General features: G+C 33.1%; 18 protein-coding genes and 1 tRNA gene. 14 read left to right on the top strand and 5 right to left on the bottom strand.

Annotated features, from left to right (window positions below; genetic code table 11):
- Positions 1 to 107: 107 nt before the first annotated feature.
- From DN392_RS22650 to DN392_RS22640, 3 genes are all read left to right on the top strand, one after another.
- Positions 108 to 1,370, top strand: coding sequence for an AAA family ATPase (locus DN392_RS22650; protein WP_179209973.1), 1,263 nt, complete (start codon positions 108 to 110; stop codon positions 1,368 to 1,370).
- Positions 1,351 to 2,409: an McrC family protein gene (locus DN392_RS22645; protein WP_088321129.1), complete on the top strand. Its 1,059-nt coding sequence runs from the start codon at positions 1,351 to 1,353 to the stop codon at positions 2,407 to 2,409. The genes DN392_RS22650 and DN392_RS22645 overlap by 20 nt, the downstream gene beginning before the upstream one ends.
- Before the next feature lie 275 nt (positions 2,410 to 2,684).
- The gene (locus DN392_RS22640; RefSeq protein WP_088321132.1) at positions 2,685 to 5,240 is read left to right on the top strand and encodes an AAA family ATPase; all 2,556 of its coding nucleotides are present in this window, start codon (positions 2,685 to 2,687) and stop codon (positions 5,238 to 5,240) included.
- A 285-nt stretch (positions 5,241 to 5,525) separates the two neighbouring features.
- Here DN392_RS22640 and DN392_RS22635 read toward each other — a convergent pair whose 3' ends face one another.
- From DN392_RS22635 to DN392_RS22625, 3 genes are all read right to left on the bottom strand, one after another.
- On the bottom strand, positions 5,526 to 6,545 hold the full coding sequence (locus tag DN392_RS22635; protein ID WP_149238107.1) for a tyrosine-type recombinase/integrase: 1,020 nt from the start codon (positions 6,543 to 6,545) through the stop codon (positions 5,526 to 5,528).
- Positions 6,546 to 6,711: 166 nt separating this feature from the next.
- Positions 6,712 to 6,784 (bottom strand) — tRNA-Val (locus tag DN392_RS22630).
- Between the two features lie 187 nt (positions 6,785 to 6,971).
- Entirely contained in the window at positions 6,972 to 7,196 is a 225-nt protein-coding gene (locus DN392_RS22625) for a hypothetical protein (protein ID WP_088321137.1), read from the bottom strand.
- Positions 7,197 to 7,481: 285 nt separating this feature from the next.
- Here DN392_RS22625 and DN392_RS22620 point away from each other — a divergent pair, with 285 nt between their 5' ends.
- The 6 genes from DN392_RS22620 to calY all read left to right on the top strand — a co-directional run bounded on the left by DN392_RS22620 (position 7,482) and on the right by calY (position 12,481).
- Positions 7,482 to 7,709 carry a hypothetical protein gene (locus DN392_RS22620; RefSeq protein WP_000251864.1) on the top strand — a complete coding sequence of 76 codons (228 nt, stop codon included), beginning with the start codon at positions 7,482 to 7,484 and terminating at the stop codon, positions 7,707 to 7,709.
- A gap of 155 nt (positions 7,710 to 7,864) precedes the next feature.
- Complete coding sequence (locus tag DN392_RS22615; RefSeq protein WP_074651417.1) at positions 7,865 to 9,151, top strand: D-alanyl-D-alanine carboxypeptidase family protein; 1,287 nt, start codon at positions 7,865 to 7,867, stop codon at positions 9,149 to 9,151.
- Positions 9,152 to 9,342: 191 nt separating this feature from the next.
- Positions 9,343 to 9,912 carry a signal peptidase I SipW gene (sipW, locus tag DN392_RS22610; protein ID WP_046958253.1) on the top strand — a complete coding sequence of 190 codons (570 nt, stop codon included), beginning with the start codon at positions 9,343 to 9,345 and terminating at the stop codon, positions 9,910 to 9,912.
- A 62-nt stretch (positions 9,913 to 9,974) separates the two neighbouring features.
- Positions 9,975 to 10,562 carry a CalY family protein gene (locus DN392_RS22605; RefSeq protein WP_048545061.1) on the top strand — a complete coding sequence of 196 codons (588 nt, stop codon included), beginning with the start codon at positions 9,975 to 9,977 and terminating at the stop codon, positions 10,560 to 10,562.
- A 134-nt stretch (positions 10,563 to 10,696) separates the two neighbouring features.
- Entirely contained in the window at positions 10,697 to 11,590 is an 894-nt protein-coding gene (locus DN392_RS22600; protein WP_149238106.1) for a DUF4047 domain-containing protein, read from the top strand.
- A 297-nt stretch (positions 11,591 to 11,887) separates the two neighbouring features.
- Positions 11,888 to 12,481: a biofilm matrix protein CalY gene (gene calY, locus DN392_RS22595; protein ID WP_000053728.1), complete on the top strand. Its 594-nt coding sequence runs from the start codon at positions 11,888 to 11,890 to the stop codon at positions 12,479 to 12,481.
- Between the two features lie 75 nt (positions 12,482 to 12,556).
- Here the strand turns inward: calY and DN392_RS22590 are convergent, their stop codons facing one another.
- Both DN392_RS22590 and DN392_RS22585 read right to left on the bottom strand, forming a co-directional pair.
- Positions 12,557 to 12,880 (bottom strand): helix-turn-helix domain-containing protein, encoded by a 324-nt coding sequence (locus tag DN392_RS22590; protein WP_000578882.1) that lies wholly within the window; start codon positions 12,878 to 12,880, stop codon positions 12,557 to 12,559.
- Positions 12,881 to 12,959: 79 nt separating this feature from the next.
- Positions 12,960 to 13,094: an anti-repressor SinI family protein gene (locus DN392_RS22585; protein ID WP_000276217.1), complete on the bottom strand. Its 135-nt coding sequence runs from the start codon at positions 13,092 to 13,094 to the stop codon at positions 12,960 to 12,962.
- 342 nt (positions 13,095 to 13,436) lie between these two features.
- On the opposite strand from DN392_RS22585, the gene inhA1 reads away from it, so the two are divergent.
- The 5 genes from inhA1 (at position 13,437) to potC (ending at position 20,232) form a co-directional block, all read left to right on the top strand.
- Positions 13,437 to 15,824, top strand: a complete 2,388-nt coding sequence (inhA1, locus tag DN392_RS22580) for a M6 family metalloprotease immune inhibitor InhA1 (RefSeq protein ID WP_001035922.1) — start codon at positions 13,437 to 13,439, stop codon at positions 15,822 to 15,824.
- A 171-nt stretch (positions 15,825 to 15,995) separates the two neighbouring features.
- A complete protein-coding gene (locus tag DN392_RS22575) occupies positions 15,996 to 17,363 on the top strand; it encodes an aldehyde dehydrogenase (protein WP_088321140.1) in 1,368 nt (455 codons plus the stop codon).
- A gap of 233 nt (positions 17,364 to 17,596) precedes the next feature.
- Positions 17,597 to 18,580, top strand: a complete 984-nt coding sequence (gene potA / locus DN392_RS22570; RefSeq protein ID WP_000720323.1) for a spermidine/putrescine ABC transporter ATP-binding protein PotA — start codon at positions 17,597 to 17,599, stop codon at positions 18,578 to 18,580.
- The gene (potB, locus tag DN392_RS22565; RefSeq protein WP_000715495.1) at positions 18,577 to 19,425 is read left to right on the top strand and encodes a spermidine/putrescine ABC transporter permease PotB; all 849 of its coding nucleotides are present in this window, start codon (positions 18,577 to 18,579) and stop codon (positions 19,423 to 19,425) included. The genes potA and potB overlap by 4 nt, the downstream gene beginning before the upstream one ends.
- Positions 19,426 to 19,431: 6 nt before the next feature.
- Entirely contained in the window at positions 19,432 to 20,232 is an 801-nt protein-coding gene (potC, locus tag DN392_RS22560; RefSeq protein WP_000714199.1) for a spermidine/putrescine ABC transporter permease PotC, read from the top strand.
- Positions 20,233 to 20,250 lie beyond the last annotated feature (18 nt).

Genomic DNA, 20,250 nt, shown 5'->3' with positions numbered 1-20,250 from the left:
TAAGAATATTTTTTGAAAAGGTAACAGGTAATGAGGGGAGTATTACAATGAAAATTAGGTAGAAAGATATGATAATATTATTTGGAATATATTATGGAGGTTAAAAAGTGACTATTGAAGATACAATATTAATTAAAATCAGTTACTCATATGTTGAGGGAATGTCTGCAGATAAGCTATATAATGCAACAAGCATAAGTTGGGTAATATCCCAAAAGAAATTAGAAGAGGGAAATATAAAGTATTTTTGTGCAGTTTATAATAATGTTATACAAGAAGTCTATGAATTAGAGAGTTTTGAACGTGATACGAACGAAGGGAAAGAGGCGAGATTCATTCTTCATGGAAAGGTTGCATCAGATGAAGAATTACGGAATAGACTAATTAACCTTGGAGTTCACAATATTCATAGAGGTAAAGGAAATCCAATAAAATATACTAGCATGGATACTTTGCTAAACTCACAACATGAAGAAGAGAGTTTAATAGAAAACGAAGTAGAGACAAAGCAAGAAGTGAATGATATTTTCATTAGTGATGAAATGCAATTAAAAATCGTAAATTTATTAAAATATAAAAAAAACATTATTCTTCAAGGATCTCCAGGGGTAGGAAAAACATATATAGCAGAACAATTAATAAAAAACGCATTTAATGTAACAGATGAACAACTATTACAAGTGCAATTTCATCAATCTTTTTCATATGAGGACTTTGTTGAAGGTTATCGTCCTAATGCAGAAGGGAAGTTTAAATTGCAAAATGGTTTATTTAAAAAATTTGTGAAAAATTCCTTGCAAAATGATAAAAAGGATTACTTTGTGATTATCGATGAAATTAATCGTGGAAACTTATCTAAAATTTTTGGTGAACTTTTTATGCTTATTGAAAATGATAAAAGAGGAAAAAATATTAAACTTGCTTATTCACAAAAAGATTTTACTGTTCCTGCAAATATATATTTTGTTGGTACGATGAATACTGCAGATAGATCGTTGGCAAATCTAGATTTTGCCCTGAGAAGAAGATTTTCTTTTGTACATATTGAACCAGCTTTTACTGGAGAAGCATTAAATAAATTTGTAGCTTTTTTATCTAATAAGGGAATTAGCGAGCGAAATATGAATAGGATTGTAGAAAATATTTACACAATTAATCAAGAAATCAGAAGTGACTATCGCTTAGGGAAAGGGTTTGAAATTGGACATGCTTATTTTACAAATGTAAAAGGGATTCATGATATAAATGAATGGTATAACAATATAGTTGAGTATGAATTAGTTCCTTTAATTGAAGAGTATTATTTCGATGATGAAATAAAATGTAAGGAACTTATCGAGGTGCTAAGAAGTGGATCTTTCGAAATATAAAGTGCCAATTCGAAATCTATTTTGTATATTATGTTATGCAAATGAAATGCCAGAGTTGGTACGATCAGTAAATAGTGTTGATAAGGATTTACCAAATTTAATGGTTATCACAAAATTGTTTATTCAAGAAACCAATCAAATTATTAAAAGGAACTTATTTAAGGATTATCGTAGTGTTGAAGAAGATACTAGTCAAATAAAGGGAAAAGTTCTATTTAATCAATCTATGCAACAGATAGCAAACCATAAGGCTTATTTGACATGTGAAATGGACGAGTTTGATGAGAATAATTTGCAGAATCAATTATTAAAAACAACGCTCATAAACTTAATGGGGAAAAGTCAATTACCAAAAAGTGATAAAATTAATATTCAATCATTGTTGTATAGATTTTCAAAAGTGACTACTATAAAGATACAACGCAAACATTTTTTTAGTGTTCAGCTAAATAGAAGTAATCTGTATTATCGTAAAATGCTACTATTAGCACGTCTTATTTTTGAATTGCAAAACATGTCAGAACAAGATGGAGAAATTAATTTGTTCGAAATATTAAATGATGAAAAGAAAATGCAGAAAATTTTCGAAAAATTCATCTTGAATTTTTATAAGTACGAACAGAATAAGTATCAATCTCGATCTGAAAAGCTTAAGTGGGATCTTGGAGCTGGAAACCAAAAGCTAGTTCCAGACATGAATACAGATATTTCATTATTTAGTAAAGATAAAAAACACAAAATCATAATCGATGCAAAATATTATTCGCAAACATTAATTGAATACTATGATGTGCAGAAAATAAGAAGTAATCATCTATACCAACTCTATGCGTATTTGAGCCATAGTCATGATACAATTATTACTCGAGGGATATTGGTATATCCAACTAATGGTAATAATGTGGATGAAACTTATACACTTCCTATTCGTGTAGGTAATCATGTGAACACTACAACAATCCGAATATTCACAGTTGATTTAAATCGAGAATGGGAAAAAATAGAATGGCAAATGTTCGATCTATTAAGAGATAGTTAAAAGCATTAAAAAATTGATACTGTTATTAGTCAATTTGAATTAAATAAAATTAGGGAAACACTCCATATATTTTTAAAATATGGAGTATTTCATTATGTAGGGCGATACTTTTCACCAATATAAGAAGTTGATTAATGGGAATATAAAGTAGCAAACCTATCACTGCACTCTTATTAAAAAAAATAGCAAAATACAATGACATGTTCATTATATAAGAGGACTTTGGAGAAAAATGTGGAAAATTGTTGTGTAGATTATAAAAGGAGATGTATTTTTTGGAAGCTGTTGATTATTTAATTGAATGGGCAAATGATGTTAGCTGGAAAAAGTATATTTTAGGACGAGTGATTGGTGTTAGGGGAAATCTGCATATTGAAGAAATGAAAAAAGAGCTATTAGATATAATATTAAAAGAAAGGGAAATTGAACTTAAAATTCAAAAATCTGATTCAAACAAAAGTGAGTTGAATTTACGAATCAATTCAATTAAAAGACCTGTAAATATTAATGCACTTTCGGAAGATAGTGAATTTTCTTTAGGTAGAAATTTAAATGTATTCTATGGTGAAAATGGCACTGGAAAATCCTCATACGTAAGAGTTTTTAGGAAATTGGCAAATAATTATTTTACTAATCAAAAAAAACTAGTTTTACACCCAAATGTATATAAAGATTGTCCTGAAAGTTTAAAACAAACACTTGATATTACATATGAAGTAAACCAAAATGTTAAAAGAGAAAATATTGATATTAATAAACCAAATTCCTATTTGAAAAATATAAATGTGTTTGATTCTGATTCTATAATACCTTTATTAAATGAAGATTTAAGTTTTAGTATTCTTCCACAAGGTTTTTCTTATTTTCAAGACATAATTGGAATACTTGATAAATTAAAAAAGAGTATTGAACAGGATATTTTTAATTACGATATGGAAATTAAGGGTATTTTTAAAGATTCTTCTTTTCAAATTGTAAAAGATGAACTATTAGATATCCAAAGAAAAGCAAATTCTTCTAATTTCCATGGGTACATTAAAGAAAATTATCCTCAAACTGAACATTACGAAACCGAGTTAAAAGAGATAGAAACACAAATTAAAGAGTTAACATCAACTAATGTAGAAAGTTCAAGGAAATTACTAAATGCCCAAAAGAATAAGCTTGAATCAATAAATAAGGCAATAAGTCAAGCCTCGATAAAATTAAGTGAGGAGAGCCTTACTACAGTAAATAAATTAATAGATGATTTCCTAACAAAAGTTGCCGAGGAAAAAGAACACAATGAAAAATTTAATAAACAAATTAGTTATATAGAAAAATTTAATGATCAATGGCTGGAATTTATAAAATCTGGAAAAAAATATTATGATTCTATAGAAAAAAGTATACCAATTGAATTAGACCACTGTATTTTTTGTGGTCAATTATTGAATGAAAATCATATTAAGAAGATTGAAAATAATTTTGAACATATCAATTCTACTATTATCCATGATAAAGAAGAGATACGTAGGGAATTATTAAACAATGATATAAAAGAATTAAAAATAATATTTAAAGATGAAGATAAAGATCTTATTGGAAAAGAAATATTAGCCTCAAAACTACAATCAGCAATTGTTTTAATCAATAGAAATTTAGAATTTTTTTCAAAAGGAATAAATGAAGGTAAAGTGATACAATTTTCGAATACAATTGATGTTAGTAGTTTAACTCAAGAAATTGATAAAGAAATTGAGAATATTAAAACTAGGCTTATTGAGTTAAGTAAATCGAGTTTTGAAACAGCAAACATAGTAAAAGGTTTAGAGGATAAAAGGAATGTACTTTTAAAAGCACAATTAATCAATAATAATGTTAGTTTATTAGAAAAGTGGTTTAGAATTAACGACAAACTGAATCAATTATCTACAGTAAAAAAGAATTTTTCAACCACAGCATTAACAAAAAAGGCTAAAGAAGCTTTTAATGATTTAGTAGAAGAAAATTATATAAGAACCTTTAAGGGCTATTGTCAGGAATTAAGGGTTAGAGACGTTGATGTTAAACTCAAACCTCAAAAAGGGAAAACGTATAGAAGTAAGTATGTATCTGACGAGCAATTTAAAATAACTGATATTATGTCTGAGGGAGAACAAAAAGCAATTGCTATGGCTGAATTTTCAACAGACTTAAAAATAAGAAAAAATTATAATACACTTATATTTGATGACCCTGTCACTTCTTTAGACTATAAAAGATCAGAAAACTTCGCTAAGTTAATATATAACCTATCTCAAGAGAGACAGGTGTTAGTTTTCACACATAACATCCTATTTTACTATTTTCTTTACAACCAATGTGAAAGTAATAATAAAGAAAATAAGTTTTTTAAAGTAGATTTATATGATACAAATAATAAGGGATTGGTTTCGGAATCATTTAGTGGTAGGCTTGAAAATATCAATGATATAAAGAAGAAATTAAATGTTTATAAGCAAAAAATTGAAAGTAAATCCTGTATGGGTGATGAACTTGAATATAATATTTCTCTTGCATACACAGAAATTAGAACTTGGTGTGAATTAATAGTAGAAGAAGGTTTTTTCAAAAGTATTGTTAGGAGATACGAACCAAATATACGTTTTACTAAATTAAAGGACATCGATGGTAGTTTTGTTGATGAACTATCAATAGTATCAGATTTGTTTGACCGATCATGTAGATGGATGATTGGTCATAGCCAACCTTTGGAGACTTTATATTCAAAACCAAGTAGAGAGGATTTTTTTGCTGATTTTGAATATATTAAATCTCTAACCAATAAATTCACAGCTGTTAAATGGTAGAAGGTAAGACACTTTTGAGATGTAATTCATGAATAAAATTAATTATAATACTATATATGGATTTATAAAAAAATAAGAAACTATGCAGTACAATCCCGTATAAATAGGAGAGAAAAAGTAAATAAAGGTTGATTTAATCATGTTTTCTAAAAAATCTATGAGCCGTACAGACCTTATTACAAAATAAAAGAAATAAATTACTAAATTTGGAATGTGTACACGATGAAATTATTTTTACATTTAAATAATTGAAAAAGGATGAACATTTTGTTCACCCTTTTTTCTTTATAAATTATTAATTGGACTATGCTTATTATGTTGAAATACAATATCTTTACTTGTCATATTAATATACTTTCTAACCATCTCAATTGATGAATGTCCTAATATCTTTTGAAGAGTCATCACATCGCCATTATTAAGCAAATAATATTTTGCAAATGTATGTCTAAAAGTGTGAGGAGAGACCCTTACTCCTTTAATTCCCGCATTATTGCCATATGTTTTTAATCTTTGTCTAAATCGTGCAGGATCAACGGTATTTCCATAAACAGTAGTAAATATATGCAGAGTATCAAATTCTTCAATTTCAACTAGTAGTTCACGCAGTAGCTTACTAGTCTTTTGAGAAATAGGTACATATCGAGTTTTACGGTTCTTTGTGTTAGTACCATTTAACTCAATTACATTAGTTTTGAAATCAATATCCACTTGTTGCAGGTTTAAAGCTTCACTAATACGCATTCCTGTATCAGCAAGTAACATCATTAATACATAATCTCTAAACCCTGCATAAGTTCGTTGGTCTGGTTGTTTAAGTAAGGTTTTCAATTGGTCAACGGATAATGCTTCAATATTATCTTGTGCTTCTTTTAGTGACTTAATTTTTGTAAATGGATTTGTTTGTAGATATTCCTCTTCAACGAGGAAGTTGTAGAATGCTCTCATATGCTTCATGATAGTATTTATATAAGACACTGAAACACCCACAGATTTATATTTTTCCTTAACGCAATGGTTATTTTTATGCTTAACGTGATCATTTTTTAAGTAATATAGAAACTCTCTAATGGTATTTGTATCGAGTGTATTAGGTGTTACACCTTCATGATGTTCTTCTAAATATCGGTGAAATACTAAGAAATATCCCTTCTTATTTTCAAGAGTTCTTCTTGCAAGAGCTTCTGCTTCTTTTGCAAACATATAAATGTTAAATAACTCTTGGAACGTGTAAGTTTCAATTTGTGTAACTTCAATGTTTGTACGACCTAACTTTGCTTTTCCTCTTTTACCTGTTCTGGACAAAATAAAACGCCTCCCTATATCGGTAATTTGGTTTACCGTATAAGAAGACGTGAATAACTCGCACCCTAAAAAGTAAATGACCGCAACACTAGGGTGATTTTTGATTTGTAGAGTATAAAACATTAACACCTACAAACCCTTGTAGAATACGGTCTCATAAAAACTATGACCCCGGAGAGGCTCGAACTCACGACCTCCACCCTGTCAAGGTGGCGCTCTCCCTGCTGAGCTACGGGATCTTCAAAAATGCGTATGTAACTGCATCCTTAATCTGTATGCTAAAGCAATTATATATAATTGACTGAAATTTTGCAATATTTTATATTAATGTTTTGATAGGAAAGTAGTTGGAATTACGTAGTTGTGTATTAAGGAATATATAAGAAGAGAATGTAATGAAAAGTGATTTCGAATAAAGCGGTTACATTATTTTTTTCGATACCAATCCACAGGACCCTCGTCACTTAAATCAACAAGAAAAGGGAATAAGAAATGTAAAGGTAAGCTTATAAGTTCTGGCATAGCATTCAATGTTTTCTTTGATAGATACTGCCTTCTAAAGCAATACGGGCAATCTTTTTCAAATGTTATGAGTATCGACCATACATCTTTTATTGTCCACTTCGTTTTACAATACGTACAACGCGCCATAGAGTTCCTCCTCATGTTAAGGTTTTTTCTAGTATATTCTATTCTATTGTACTGAAGTCATTTGTATTTGGTATGATAAAATGTAAGTTGTTTTATTTTTATGTGAATGTATTGAGTAATTCAGGATCATTTATATATCATTTCATATTTTTGTATGGTGATAGGTTTTCAGCTTCGATATGTAAACTGGCCAATATATCCTTTTTACAATTTACTTAAAATCATGTATAACAGAGATACAAGATTATTTCATAAATATTCAGAAGTAGAGGGAGAATTATTGTAATGGTAAGAAAAACGTTCAAGATGCGCGTATCTAGAAATAGAACAATTTCGATTAATGGCTCAATTCTTGATGTGGATGTTACACATGATGAGTTTTTACAAGAGTTTGTTGAGTGGGTCGATTCTAAAGGTTGGTCGTTTATGGGGATGACAGATGAGATTACGCCTGAAGAAGCTAGCCAAAAGTTAATAGATTCGTTGATTGATGAGAAGGATAAGAAAGAATAACTCCTTCTTATTTTTTATTGTATATTTATGTTCTTCATCGTAAAAATATGATATAGTAAAAAACAGTGAATATTCTTCCAATTTAATACAAATTACATATGGATTGGTAGATTCAGTTTTTAAACTGTGAGAGTATAGTGAAAAGGGAGAGTCATATGGTAAATTTTAAGGAAATTTTGGCTTTTATTACCGTTATTTGTTTATTTTTTTTGACACCTATGACGTTACGTGCGGAGACGAATATTGGAGTGAATCCAGAACAAGTGGCACCACCACCTGCGGAAGGACCAAATGTTTTTAGTCAGTTTGCAACTACGATTGATGCAAAAACTGGAGATGTTTTGTATAACAAAAACGCACATCATCGTGCATTTCCGGCTAGTATGACGAAAGTGTTAACAGCGATTTTACTTATGGAGCATACGAAGCCAGAGGATCAATTTACGTTTTCGCAATTAGCATTAGATCAAGAGAAGAGTAATTATCAAATTGAATTTCAACCTGGTGAGACGATTAATAGAAATACTGCGCTTATGATTTTAATGGTGCTGAGTGCAAATGATGTGTCGTATGCGATTGCGGAGCGTATTGGCGGAAATGTTGAGAAGTTCGCTCATATGATGAATGAGAAAGCAAAGCAATTAGGGGCTACAGATAGTCACTTTGTAACGCCAAATGGATTGCATGATCCAAACCATTATACGACGCCGTATGATATGGCTATGATTACGAGAGGTGTACAAAAGTATCCTGAGATTTTACAAGCGATGAATACGAAAAGGACGACGGTTACGACATCTAGCCAGACGGTTTCTATTTTTAATAAGTCTACTTATTTTGAAAATCCATATAGCATTGGCGGGAAGACGGGTTTTACAAATGAAGCGCGTAATACACTCGTTCTATTAAATGAGAAGGATGGTAATCGCATTATAAATGTAGTAATGGCTTCCCAAAGACCTGAAATTTATGAAGATTTGAAGCAGATGGCGGATTATTCTTTCGGTCAATTTGTGAAGCAAACTGTATTAGATAAACATAGCTGGCATCAAAAGGCAACGTATTTAAATAAAGATATTGATAGCGAGCTTGAAAAAAGTGCAGAGCTTATGCTTAAGAAAGATGAAGGTAAAAATGTGAGGACGATTTTCCGTGCGGCTTCATTAGATAAAGATTCTTTGTATCATAAAGGAATTCATCGTGGTGAGGTAGTTGGTGCAGTTGACATCACGAAGAATAATCAAACAATTGCGACGATAAATGTTCTTTCAAAAGAAGATGTTACTTTTCCGATGCCTAAAAAAGATACGGCTACGCTTGAAGTAAATGAATCAAATGTAAAAATAATAAGCATTGGGATAGGTGCCGCTGTACTATTTGGAGCCATTTTATTTGTAGTGCTACGCCGAAATACAACAGGAATGAAATCAGAAGAAAAATAAATTACTAGTAAAAAGACTGTGAAGAGACTTTGTCACAGTCTTTTTTGTATATATAAAATAACTAATAATTGTAAATTTTCTTATTGCATTTACGGGTTGTTCGTTATATTATTTAGTTGTGTTCTTGTTAGAGAACTGATTGGGTATTATATACTCCAAATAATATAAAACAACGGAGAGGGAGAGAGACGATGAAATTAATTTGGAAAGTGATTAGCAACGTTATCTCGTTTGTTTTATTTGCATTAATGGTTTTTCTAGCTTTTGTAGTTATTTCGTCAAAAGCGAGTGGCGGAGATCCAACAGTGCTGGGATATCAATTTAAATCAGTGCTATCAGGATCGATGGAACCGACATTTTTAACAGGATCAATCATTGCGATAGAACCGACGAAAGATGGTTCGAAATATCAAAAAGGTGATGTTATTACCTTTAAAGAGAAAGATGAAAAAATTATCACTCACCGTATTATCGGTGTGAAAGATACAAATGGAAAAGTAATGTATGAAACAAAAGGTGATAACAACAACGGTCCTGATTTAGAACCAGTACGTGCGGAGAATGTAATTGGGAAATATGCAGATATTACAGTTCCTTATGCAGGATATGCATTAAATTATGCTAGTTCAAAGGCTGGAGCTGCATTGCTTCTTATTATTCCAGGAGTCTTTTTATTAGGCTATTCTGCGATTTCTATTTTTGGTGCGATTCGCAGCATTGACGGAGAAAAGAAAGAGAAAAAAGTAGAACAATCCGTCTAGTTCGTTTGGTTATACTTTCCGTTTAGGAAGTTAACAAATATATAGATTAAGGGGATATGGACATGACTTTAAAGAAAAAATTAGGTATGGGTATCGCATCAGCAGTGTTAGGGGCAGCATTAGTTGGCGGAGGAACATTTGCATTTTTCAGTGATAAAGAAGTGTCAAACAATACATTTGCGGCTGGTACACTGGATTTAGCATTAAATCCATCAACAGTTGTTAATGTATCGAATTTAAAACCTGGTGATACAGTTGAAAAAGAATTTAAATTAGAAAATAAAGGTACATTAGATATTAAAAAAGTTCTATTAAAAACAGACTATAGTGTAGAAGATACGAAGAAAGATAATAAAGATGATTTTGGTAAACATATTAAAGTAACATTCTTAAAAAATGTAGATAAGCATGAAACGATTGTGAAACAAACTACATTAGATAAATTGAAGGGTGATACACTTACAGCAGTAGATAATGATTTAGCTGCTTGGTTCTGGGATGAAAAAGGTATTTCTGCAGGTAAATCTGATAAATTCAAGGTGAAATTTGAGTTCGTTGATAATAAAAAAGATCAAAATGAATTCCAGGGTGATAAGTTACAATTAACTTGGACGTTTGATGCACAACAAACAGAAGGTGAAACAAAATAATATGTAAAAGGGCTATCAAATGGATAGCCCTTTTTCTATTTTTCTAGTATATAGCTATCATTTTGTATCGTTCTTTATTATAATAAAAGTAACGTTCTGTATAGAGAACATCTTGTTCGATGGGAGAGATTATGATGCTGAAAACACCTCGCAAATTAAAAAAGATGCTTATATTGCCTTGTATGTGCTCCATTACGTTTTATTTAGGCTCTCAAATAATGACGTATACAGAAGCTGCATTTATTCATGAAACGAAAGTGGAAGCCGCTCTTTCTACAGCGATTATATTTCCAAAGACAGTTGATACGTTAAAAGAGGAAGCTGAGAAACATAAACAGTTTATTGAGCATCAGTATGGAGAAATGAAGGGGAAGTTGGCAGTAACTTCTATAGAAGAAATTGAACAGGCAATTGTAGTGTGGCAACAAGGACGTGAGAAAATTGCTTCTGAGGAGGAAGCGCTGCAAAATGTATATACTGCAATAGAAACTCCTTATAATCAAATACAAGAAGAATTAAAAGTGAATAAAAGTGAATCGATTCAACAAGTGGCCGTATACGTGAATGAAGGTTTTCTCAGTATAAAAGAGAAGCGAGATTATATCGTGAAAGAAGTTAGTTTGCAAGCTATTGATGAACAAATTCAGACTTTACAAAAACTATTAAAAGATGAAACAGTAAAGAAACAGAAGAAAGTAGAAGAACAGAAGAAAGTAGAAGAACAGAAGAAAGTAGAAGAACAGAAGAAAGTAGAAGAACAGAAGAAAGTAGAAGAACAGAAGAAAGTAGAAGAACAGAAGAAAGTAGAAGAACAGAAGAAAGTAGAAGAACAGAAGAAAGTAGAAGAACAGAAGAAAGTAGAAGAACAGAAGAAAGTAGAAGAACAGAAGAAAGTAGAAGAGAAGAAGAAAGTAGAAGAGAAGAAGAAGGTAGAAGAGCAGAAACAAGTAGAGACAGCTAAAAAACTTGAGCAAGGAACTCATGAAAAGGCTACTACCACGGATCATAATGAGAAATCGTCAGAATAAACTGATGACCGGTATAAAAAATGATGTATATGAGTGTGAGGGAGTATTTGCCCCCGCACTTATTGTATTTCTTAAAATATAAACGTAAGAATTCAGAAAAAACGAAATAATATTGAGAAATAAAAATAATTGAAAATACTAATAAATATTTGTTGTATTTATAGAGTAATGTTCGTTATAATGAACTTAAGGTTTTTAAAAGAGAACGAATATTAGCTAAGCTAATATAGTTTTCTTTATATCTCTTATTGAAAAATAAGAGACAAAAATATAAAAAACAGCTAGGGGGAATTGATTGTGAGTCTGAAAAAGAAATTAGGTATGGGAGTTGCATCAGCAGCATTGGGGTTATCTTTAATTGGTGGAGGAACATTCGCTTACTTTAGCGATAAAGAAGTATCAAACAATACATTTGCAGCTGGGACGTTAGATCTTACATTAGACCCTAAAACGCTTGTAGATATTAAAGATTTAAAACCAGGGGACTCTATTAAGAAAGAGTTCTTATTAAAGAATAGCGGTTCATTAACAATTAAAGATGTTAAACTAGCGACAAAGTATACTGTAAAAGATGCAAAAGGTGATAATGCTGGTGAAGACTTTGGTAAGCACGTTAAAGTAAAATTCCTTTGGAACTGGGATAAACAAAGTGAGCCTGTATATGAAACAACTTTAGCTGATTTACAAAATGCTGATCCAGATCTTTTAGCGAAGGATATCTTTGCTCCTGAGTGGGGAGAAAAGGGTGGATTAGAAGCAGGCACAGAGGATTATCTGTGGGTACAATTTGAATTTGTAGATAATGGGAAAGAACAAAATATCTTCCAAGGTGATTCATTGAACTTAGAATGGACATTCAATGCTAACCAAGAAGCTGGAGAAGAAAAATAATAAAAAAGCGGGTATCCCCCGCTTTTTTTTATAAAGAAAAAAGAAGTGCCAATTGTAAGCACTTCTTTCTATTTATTATTTTTGATCTTGCTTCCATTTTGTAAATTCAAGAAATTCACGAAATTGTTCTTTGGAGACGCCGGAGCTCATCGCATCTTTAACGAGTTGTGTCCATTCGGAGTCTAAATGATTTTCCTTTGTTGTTTCATCATGAAGTAGAGTGTCAACTGGAATTTGTAGAACTGCTGCGATCTTTTCAAGAAACTGAATGGAAGGGTTTTTTTGTAAATTTCGTTCTATAGAACTAATGTAAGATTTAGCAACACCAGCTTTTTCGGCAAGCTCAGTTAATGAAATACCTTTTTGTAAGCGAAGGCGTTTTATACGTTCTCCAATCATATTTGCGCACCTTTCTATCAATATGTAGTCGTCTTATGATGTCATTATTATAACATAAACTTCGTTAAAAAGAACAAGCCTATTGAGCCTGACTGGATGGCTTCATACGTTGGAAAAAATGTTCGATATCTTGCAGGGCGATACCAGCGTCTAGAGCTTCAAGTATTAAATCAATCCATTCTTGGTCCAGTGCGTCAGTCTTATCTTTGTACAAATGTAATTCCTCCCTAATTATCGGTCATAACTGCTGCTACAGAATATATGATAATGCAATCTCATTTTGTGTTTTATATAGTGAATTATCAAATATTTTGTAGATAAAACAAAGATAAAATCCCCATTAAATTCCCTCTATGGCGATTATAAAGTTTCTGACAAATATTTTCAATATTTTCAGAAAACATTGTTGAATTGTGATATATTCGTATGCTAACTATGGAATTTTTACAAATATGTTAAAAAAATTACATAATATAACTAAATATTGAAAAAATATTGAATTTTTAATAAAATTCAATTTGTAATACATATTTTTTATTAGGGGAGGAAATAAGGGATGAACAAGAAACCGTTCAAAGTTTTGTCATCAATCGCTTTGACAGCTGTGTTAGGTCTTTCATTCGGAGCGGGTGGCCAGTCTGCATATGCTGAAACACCTGTGAATAAGACAGCTACGAGCCCAGTCGATGATCATTTAATTCCAGAAGAACGTTTAGCAAATGCGCTAAAAAACCGTGGGGTAATTGATTCGAAGGCTTCAGAGACAGAAACAAAGAAAGCCGTCGAAAAATACGTAGAGAACAAAAAGGGTGAAAATCCTGGGAAAGAAGTATCAAATGGGGACCCACTTACGAAAGAAGCATCTGACTTTTTAAAGAAAGTGAAAGATGCGAAAGCTGATACGAAAGAAAAGTTAGACAAACCAGCAACAGGAACACCTGCAGCGACAGGCCCAGTTAAGGGTGGTCTAAATGGTAAAGTACCAACTTCTCCAGCAAAGGGAAAAGAATATAACGGTGAAGTTCGTAAAGATAAAGTACTCGTTTTACTTGTAGAGTACGCTGACTTTAAACATAACAATATTGATAAAGAACCTGGTTATATGTATACTGACGATTTTAACAAAGAACATTATGAAAAAATGTTATTCGGTAATGAGCCATTCGCATTAGAGGATGGCAGCAAAATCGAAACGTTTAAACAATATTACGAAGAGCAATCTGGCGGTAGTTATACAGTAGACGGAACAGTTACAAAATGGTTAACAGTTCCTGGTAAAGCTGCTGATTACGGTGCAGATGGTGCGACAGGTCATGATAATAAAGGACCAAAAGGACCACGTGATTTAGTAAAAGATGCATTAAAAGCAGCTGTAGATAGCGGTATTGATTTATCAGAGTTTGACCAATTCGATCAATATGATGTAAATGGCGATGGAAATCAAAAACAACCAGACGGTTTAATCGATCACTTAATGATTATCCATGCGGGTGTTGGACAAGAAGCAGGCGGCGGTAAATTAGGTGACGATGCAATTTGGTCACATCGCTGGACTGTTGGACCAAAACCATTCCCAATTGAAGGCACACAAGCGAAAGTTCCATATTGGGGCGGAAAGATCGCAGCATTCGACTACACAATTGAACCAGAAGATGGCGCAGTTGGTGTATTCGCACATGAATATGGTCATGATTTAGGTCTTCCAGATGAGTATGATACAGACTATACTGGTGACGGTGAACCAATTCAAGCTTGGTCTGTTATGAGTGGCGGAAGCTGGGCTGGTAACATTGCAGGAACAACGCCAACGAGTTTCTCACCACAAAATAAAGAGTTTTTCCAAAAAACAATCGGTGGTAACTGGGCAAATATCGTAGAAGTAGATTACGAGAAATTAAATAAAGGTATCGGTCTAGCAACATATTTAGACCAAAGTGTTACGAAATCTAACCGCCCAGGTATGATTCGTGTTAACTTGCCAGATAAAGATATAAAAACAATTGCTCCAGCATTTGGTAAGCAGTATTACTACAGCACAAAAGGTGACAATCTTCACACAAAAATGGAGACGCCACTGTTCGATTTAACAAATGCAACGACTGCGAAATTTGATTTCAAGTCATTGTATGAAATTGAAGCAGAGTATGATTTTCTTGAAGTACATGCTGTAACAGAAGATGGTCAACAAACATTAATCGAAAAACTTGGTGAGAAAGCAAATAGTGGAAATGCACATTCAACAAATGGAAAATGGATTGATAAATCATACGATTTAAGCCAATTCAAAGGTAAGAAAGTAAAATTAACATTTGAGTACATTACAGACGGTGGTTTAGCATTAAACGGTTTCCTACTTGATAATGCATCACTAAATGTAGACGGTAAAGTAGTATTCTCTGATGATGCAGAAGGTACACCGCAGTTCAAATTAGATGGATTCGCCGTATCTAATGGAACAGAGAAGAAAAAACATAACTATTATGTAGAGTGGAGAAACTATGCTGGTTCGGATAACGCATTGAAATATGCTCGCGGTCCAGAATACAACACAGGTATGGTTGTATGGTATGCAGACTCAGCTTATACAGATAACTGGGTTGGTTTACATCCAGGACATGGTTTCCTTGGCGTAGTTGATTCTCATCCAGAAGCAATTGTTGGAACTTTAAATGGTAAACCAACAGTAGCAAGTAGTACACGATTCCAAATCGCTGATGCAGCGTTCTCATTCGATAAAACGCCAGCTTGGAAAGTTGTATCTCCAACGCGCGGAACGTATACGTATAATGGCTTAGCAGGCGTACCGAAGTTTGATGATTCGAAAACGTATATTAATAAACAGATTCCAGATGCAGGACGTATTTTACCGAATCTTGGCCTGAAGTTTGAAGTAGTAGGACAAGCCGATGATAATTCTGCAGGTGCTGTTCGTTTATATCGTTAATACAGTAAAACTACCGAAAGATTTTCTTTCGGTAGTTTTTTTGTGAGCAATGAATTTTATATACAAGAAAAAATTATATATAATGTAACTTTACGAATAGAAATTTATTATATATGAAGTCTATATAAATAATGAAAGAATTGGATAAAAATAGTGGGAGAAGGTGAATGAATGAGTGTTTCTTCTATTGTAAATAAACAAAAGACATATTTTTATAATGGCCATACGAGAAGCATAGAAGTGAGAAAGAATAATTTGAAGAAGCTTTATAAAGGCATTCAGCGCTTTGAAGAAGAAATATTTCAGGCATTGAAATTAGATTTAAATAAGTCAGTTCATGAGTCGTTTACAACGGAAGTTGGATATGTATTAAAAGAAATTTCTTTTCAATTGAAGCATATTTCATCGTGGAGTAAACCGAAGCGAGTTCGAACAGCACTCACTCATTTTGGATCAAAGGGGAAAGTCGTACCTGAACCGTACGGTGTGACACTTATTATTGCGCCGTGGAACTATCCATTTCAATTAGCAATCGCACCTCTTGTAGGAGCGTTGGCGGCTGGAAATACAATCGTTTTAAAGCCGTCAGAGCTAACGCCGAACGTTTCCAAAGTGCTTACGAGAATGTTAGAGGGATTATTCCAAGAAGAGCTTGTAGCGGTAGTAGAAGGCGGTGTAGAAGAGAGTACGGAATTGTTAAAGGAACCGTTTGATTATATGTTCTTTACAGGTAGTGTCGGTGTTGGAAAAGTTGTGATGGAAGCAGCTGCGAAACGGTTGACACCACTCGCGTTAGAACTTGGCGGAAAAAGCCCATGTATTGTACATAAAGATGCAAAAATAGATGTAACAGCAAGAAGAATTGTGTGGGGGAAATTTTTAAATGCAGGGCAGACGTGTGTAGCACCTGATTATATGTATGTGCATGCTTCGGTGAGAGAACAGTTAATCGAGGCATTACGACACGAGATTGCGGAGCAGTATGGAGAAGATCCACTAAACAATGACAATTATGTACGAATTGTGACTGAACGTCATTTTGAACGTTTATGTTCATTTTTGAAAGATGGTAAAACGGTAATCGGCGGGAACTATAAAAAAGAAACTTTACATATAGAACCAACAGTGTTAACGAATGTTACATGGCAAAGTACTGTTATGGAAGATGAAATTTTTGGTCCGATTTTACCAATTATAGAATACGACAACATAGAAGAGGTAATTGGCACAATTCAGCAACATCCGAAGCCGTTAGCGTTATATGTATTTTCTGAAGATAAAGAAGTACAAAAGAAAGTGACAAGTAATATTTCATATGGTGGAGGCTGTATTAATGATGTTGTCTATCATCTTGCAACGCCATATTTACCTTTTGGTGGTGTTGGAAGTAGTGGATTAGGTAGTTATCATGGGGAAGAAAGTTTTCGGACTTTTTCACATTATAAAAGCATTTTAGCCCAATCTACGGCATTTGATATGAAAATTCGTTACTCTTCTACAAAAAGTGCTTTAAAATTCATACGAAAGTTGTTAAAATGATGATGGTGTTTATCAGTAGGCGTAGCCGTATGATAATAGCCCCTTCGTAATGGAAGGGGTTTTTCTGTTCGACATATGTATCATGCAAAAATGAATCAAACATACTACATAAAGAATAGAAGAGAACGCTAAACAACCATTTTTGTTTGGATCGAAACAAAAAATAGTCTATAGAACATAAATATTTATTCATGAATATAAAAATTAAAATTTAAGGTAGATAGGACGGGAAAATGAAAAAGATTATTAAAGTTGAAGCAGTAGAAAAACATTTTGGAAATCAAGTGATTATCCCACCTCTTTCTTTAGACATTAAAGAAGGGGAATTTTTAACGATTTTAGGGCCGAGTGGTTGCGGGAAAACAACGTTACTTCGCATGATCGCAGGCTTTGAAACACCAACTAAAGGGAATCTTTTATTAGATGATGAAAAGATTAACGATTTGCCACCATATAAGCGTCATATGAACTTAGTGTTCCAACATTATGCGCTATTCCCACATATGAATGTGGAGAAAAATATTTGTTTCGGTATGAAAATGCAGAAAGTACCGGCAGCAGAGCAGAAAGAGCGTGCTGAAGAGGCAATGCGTTTAACGCAGTTACTTGAGTTCCGTAATCGTAAACCTGCAAAGCTTTCTGGTGGACAGCAGCAGCGTGTAGCAATTGCGAGAGCGATTGTAAATAACCCGCGTGTATTATTACTAGATGAGCCACTTGGGGCGTTAGACTTTAAGTTAAGAAAAGATTTGCAACGTGAATTGAAAAACTTACAACGTAATTTAGGAATTACATTCATATACGTAACGCACGATCAAGAAGAAGCGATGAGCATGAGTGATCGTATTGTCGTTATGAATAAAGGACATATTGAGCAAATTGGAACGCCGAAAGAAATTTACAATAAGCCGAAAACAATGTTCGTTGCGACATTTATCGGTGAAAATAATATTGTGAAAAATGGGGAAGGCTATGTAGCAATTCGCCCTGAAAACGTAAAAGTACGTTCGGTTGAAGAGCCGATTTTAAAAGAATACCATCTTGGACATATTGAAGACGTTGAGTTTGTTGGAAATATGGAAAAGCTGTATGTACGTGACGAGAAAACATCAGAATTACTAATGGCATATCAAACTGCTGAAGAAGCAGCGCAGTGGAGCATTGGAGATAATGTATACGTAGGCTGGGAGCAAGAGGACGAGGTGACCTTAAATTGAAAAAAGGGAAATTACTCGCACTACCTACAGTTGCGTGGCTGTTAATCTTCTTCCTAATTCCCCTTCTGTTTGTATTGGCATTTGCCTTTATGCAACGCGGAGCATACGGAACAGTGGAAATGCAATTTACGTTAGAGAATATAGCTCGTGTGTTTGATCCACTATACATGGGAACGTTATGGGAAACTGTTAAGATTGCAGTTATTACAACAGTAATCTGTTTAGTAATTGGTTATCCATTTGCTTATACAATTACAATTGTTGATCGTAAATACCGTTCCATTCTTTTATTATTGGCAACGATCCCGTTTTGGATTAACTTCCTTGTTCGTTCATACGCATGGATTGTTATTTTACGTTCACAAGGTCTTGTAAACACATTGCTGTTGAAACTAGGTATTATTAGTGAACCTTTAAATTTACTATATAATACACCTTCTGTAATACTCGGAATGGTCTATTCTTTATTACCATTTATGATTTTACCGGTGTATGCAGCGATTGAGCAGCTTGATAAACGTAAGCTAGAAGCAGCTTATGATTTAGGAGCAACACCAGCAAAGGCATTTTGGAATGTAACAGTACCAATGACAATGTCAGGAATTGCTACTGGTTCTATTTTAGTGTTTGTTTCTTCTATCGGAATGTTTGTTGTATCAGACGTTATGGGTGGATCGAAAGTAGCATTAATCGGAAACGTAATTCAAAATCAATTCTTAGGAGCGCGTGACTGGCCGTTTGGATCTGCGTTATCTATGATTGTTGTTCTATTCTCTGTTCTGTTAATTTACTTATATTATCGTGCAACGAAAGTATATAAATATGATGGGAACGGAGGGGAATAAGCAAAGATGAAGAAGTTTTTAGTTTCTTATTCTTGGTTAATTTTATTGTTCTTGTATTTTCCAATGATGGTTTTAATGGTATATTCCTTCAATGATTCTCGCATTAATGCGGAATGGGAAGGTTTTACATTCCATTGGTATACAGATTTATTTCAAAAGCAAGATGTTATTGATGCGTTTGTAAATAGTATGACGATTGCGATCGTAACGACGATTGTAACGACAGTTCTTGGTGTGATTTTCGCCATTGCATTACATCGTTATAAATATCGTTATGAAGGGGCTATTAACGGTCTTGTGTATTTACCAATATTAATTCCTGATATTTTAATGGGGTTATCTTTACTTATCTTATTTAGTCAATTAGGTATGGAGCTTGGCAAGACAACAATTATTATTGCGCACATTACATTTAGTATTTCATTTGTTGTCGTTATTTTAGCAGCACGTCTTTCTGGTATGGGGCGTGATTTAGAAGAGGCTGCGAATGATTTAGGAGCAACGCCGTGGCAAACGTTTCGTTATGTAACGTTCCCAGCAATTGCACCAGGAGTTATTTCAGCCGCATTATTAACATTCACATTATCAATTGATGATTTTGTAATTAGTTTCTTCGTATCAGGACCAGGATCAACAACATTGCCATTATACATTTACAGTATGGTTAAGCGCGGAGTATCACCAGAAATTAATGCACTTTCTACAATTTTAATTGTGGCTATCGTAGGATTAATGGTTCTATCTGAAATCTTCCGTAACAAAGGTGCAGATGGTGAAGAAAACTCTGGAGGACACCTTCCTTTATAATACGAACGATATAGAAAG

The organism is Bacillus sp. BB51/4, assembly GCF_008368845.1.
Classification (GTDB): Bacteria; Bacillota; Bacilli; order Bacillales; family Bacillaceae_G; genus Bacillus_A; species Bacillus_A wiedmannii.
The sequence above is the reverse complement of the archived record's forward strand: the minus strand, read 5'-3'. Positions and strand labels throughout refer to the sequence as shown.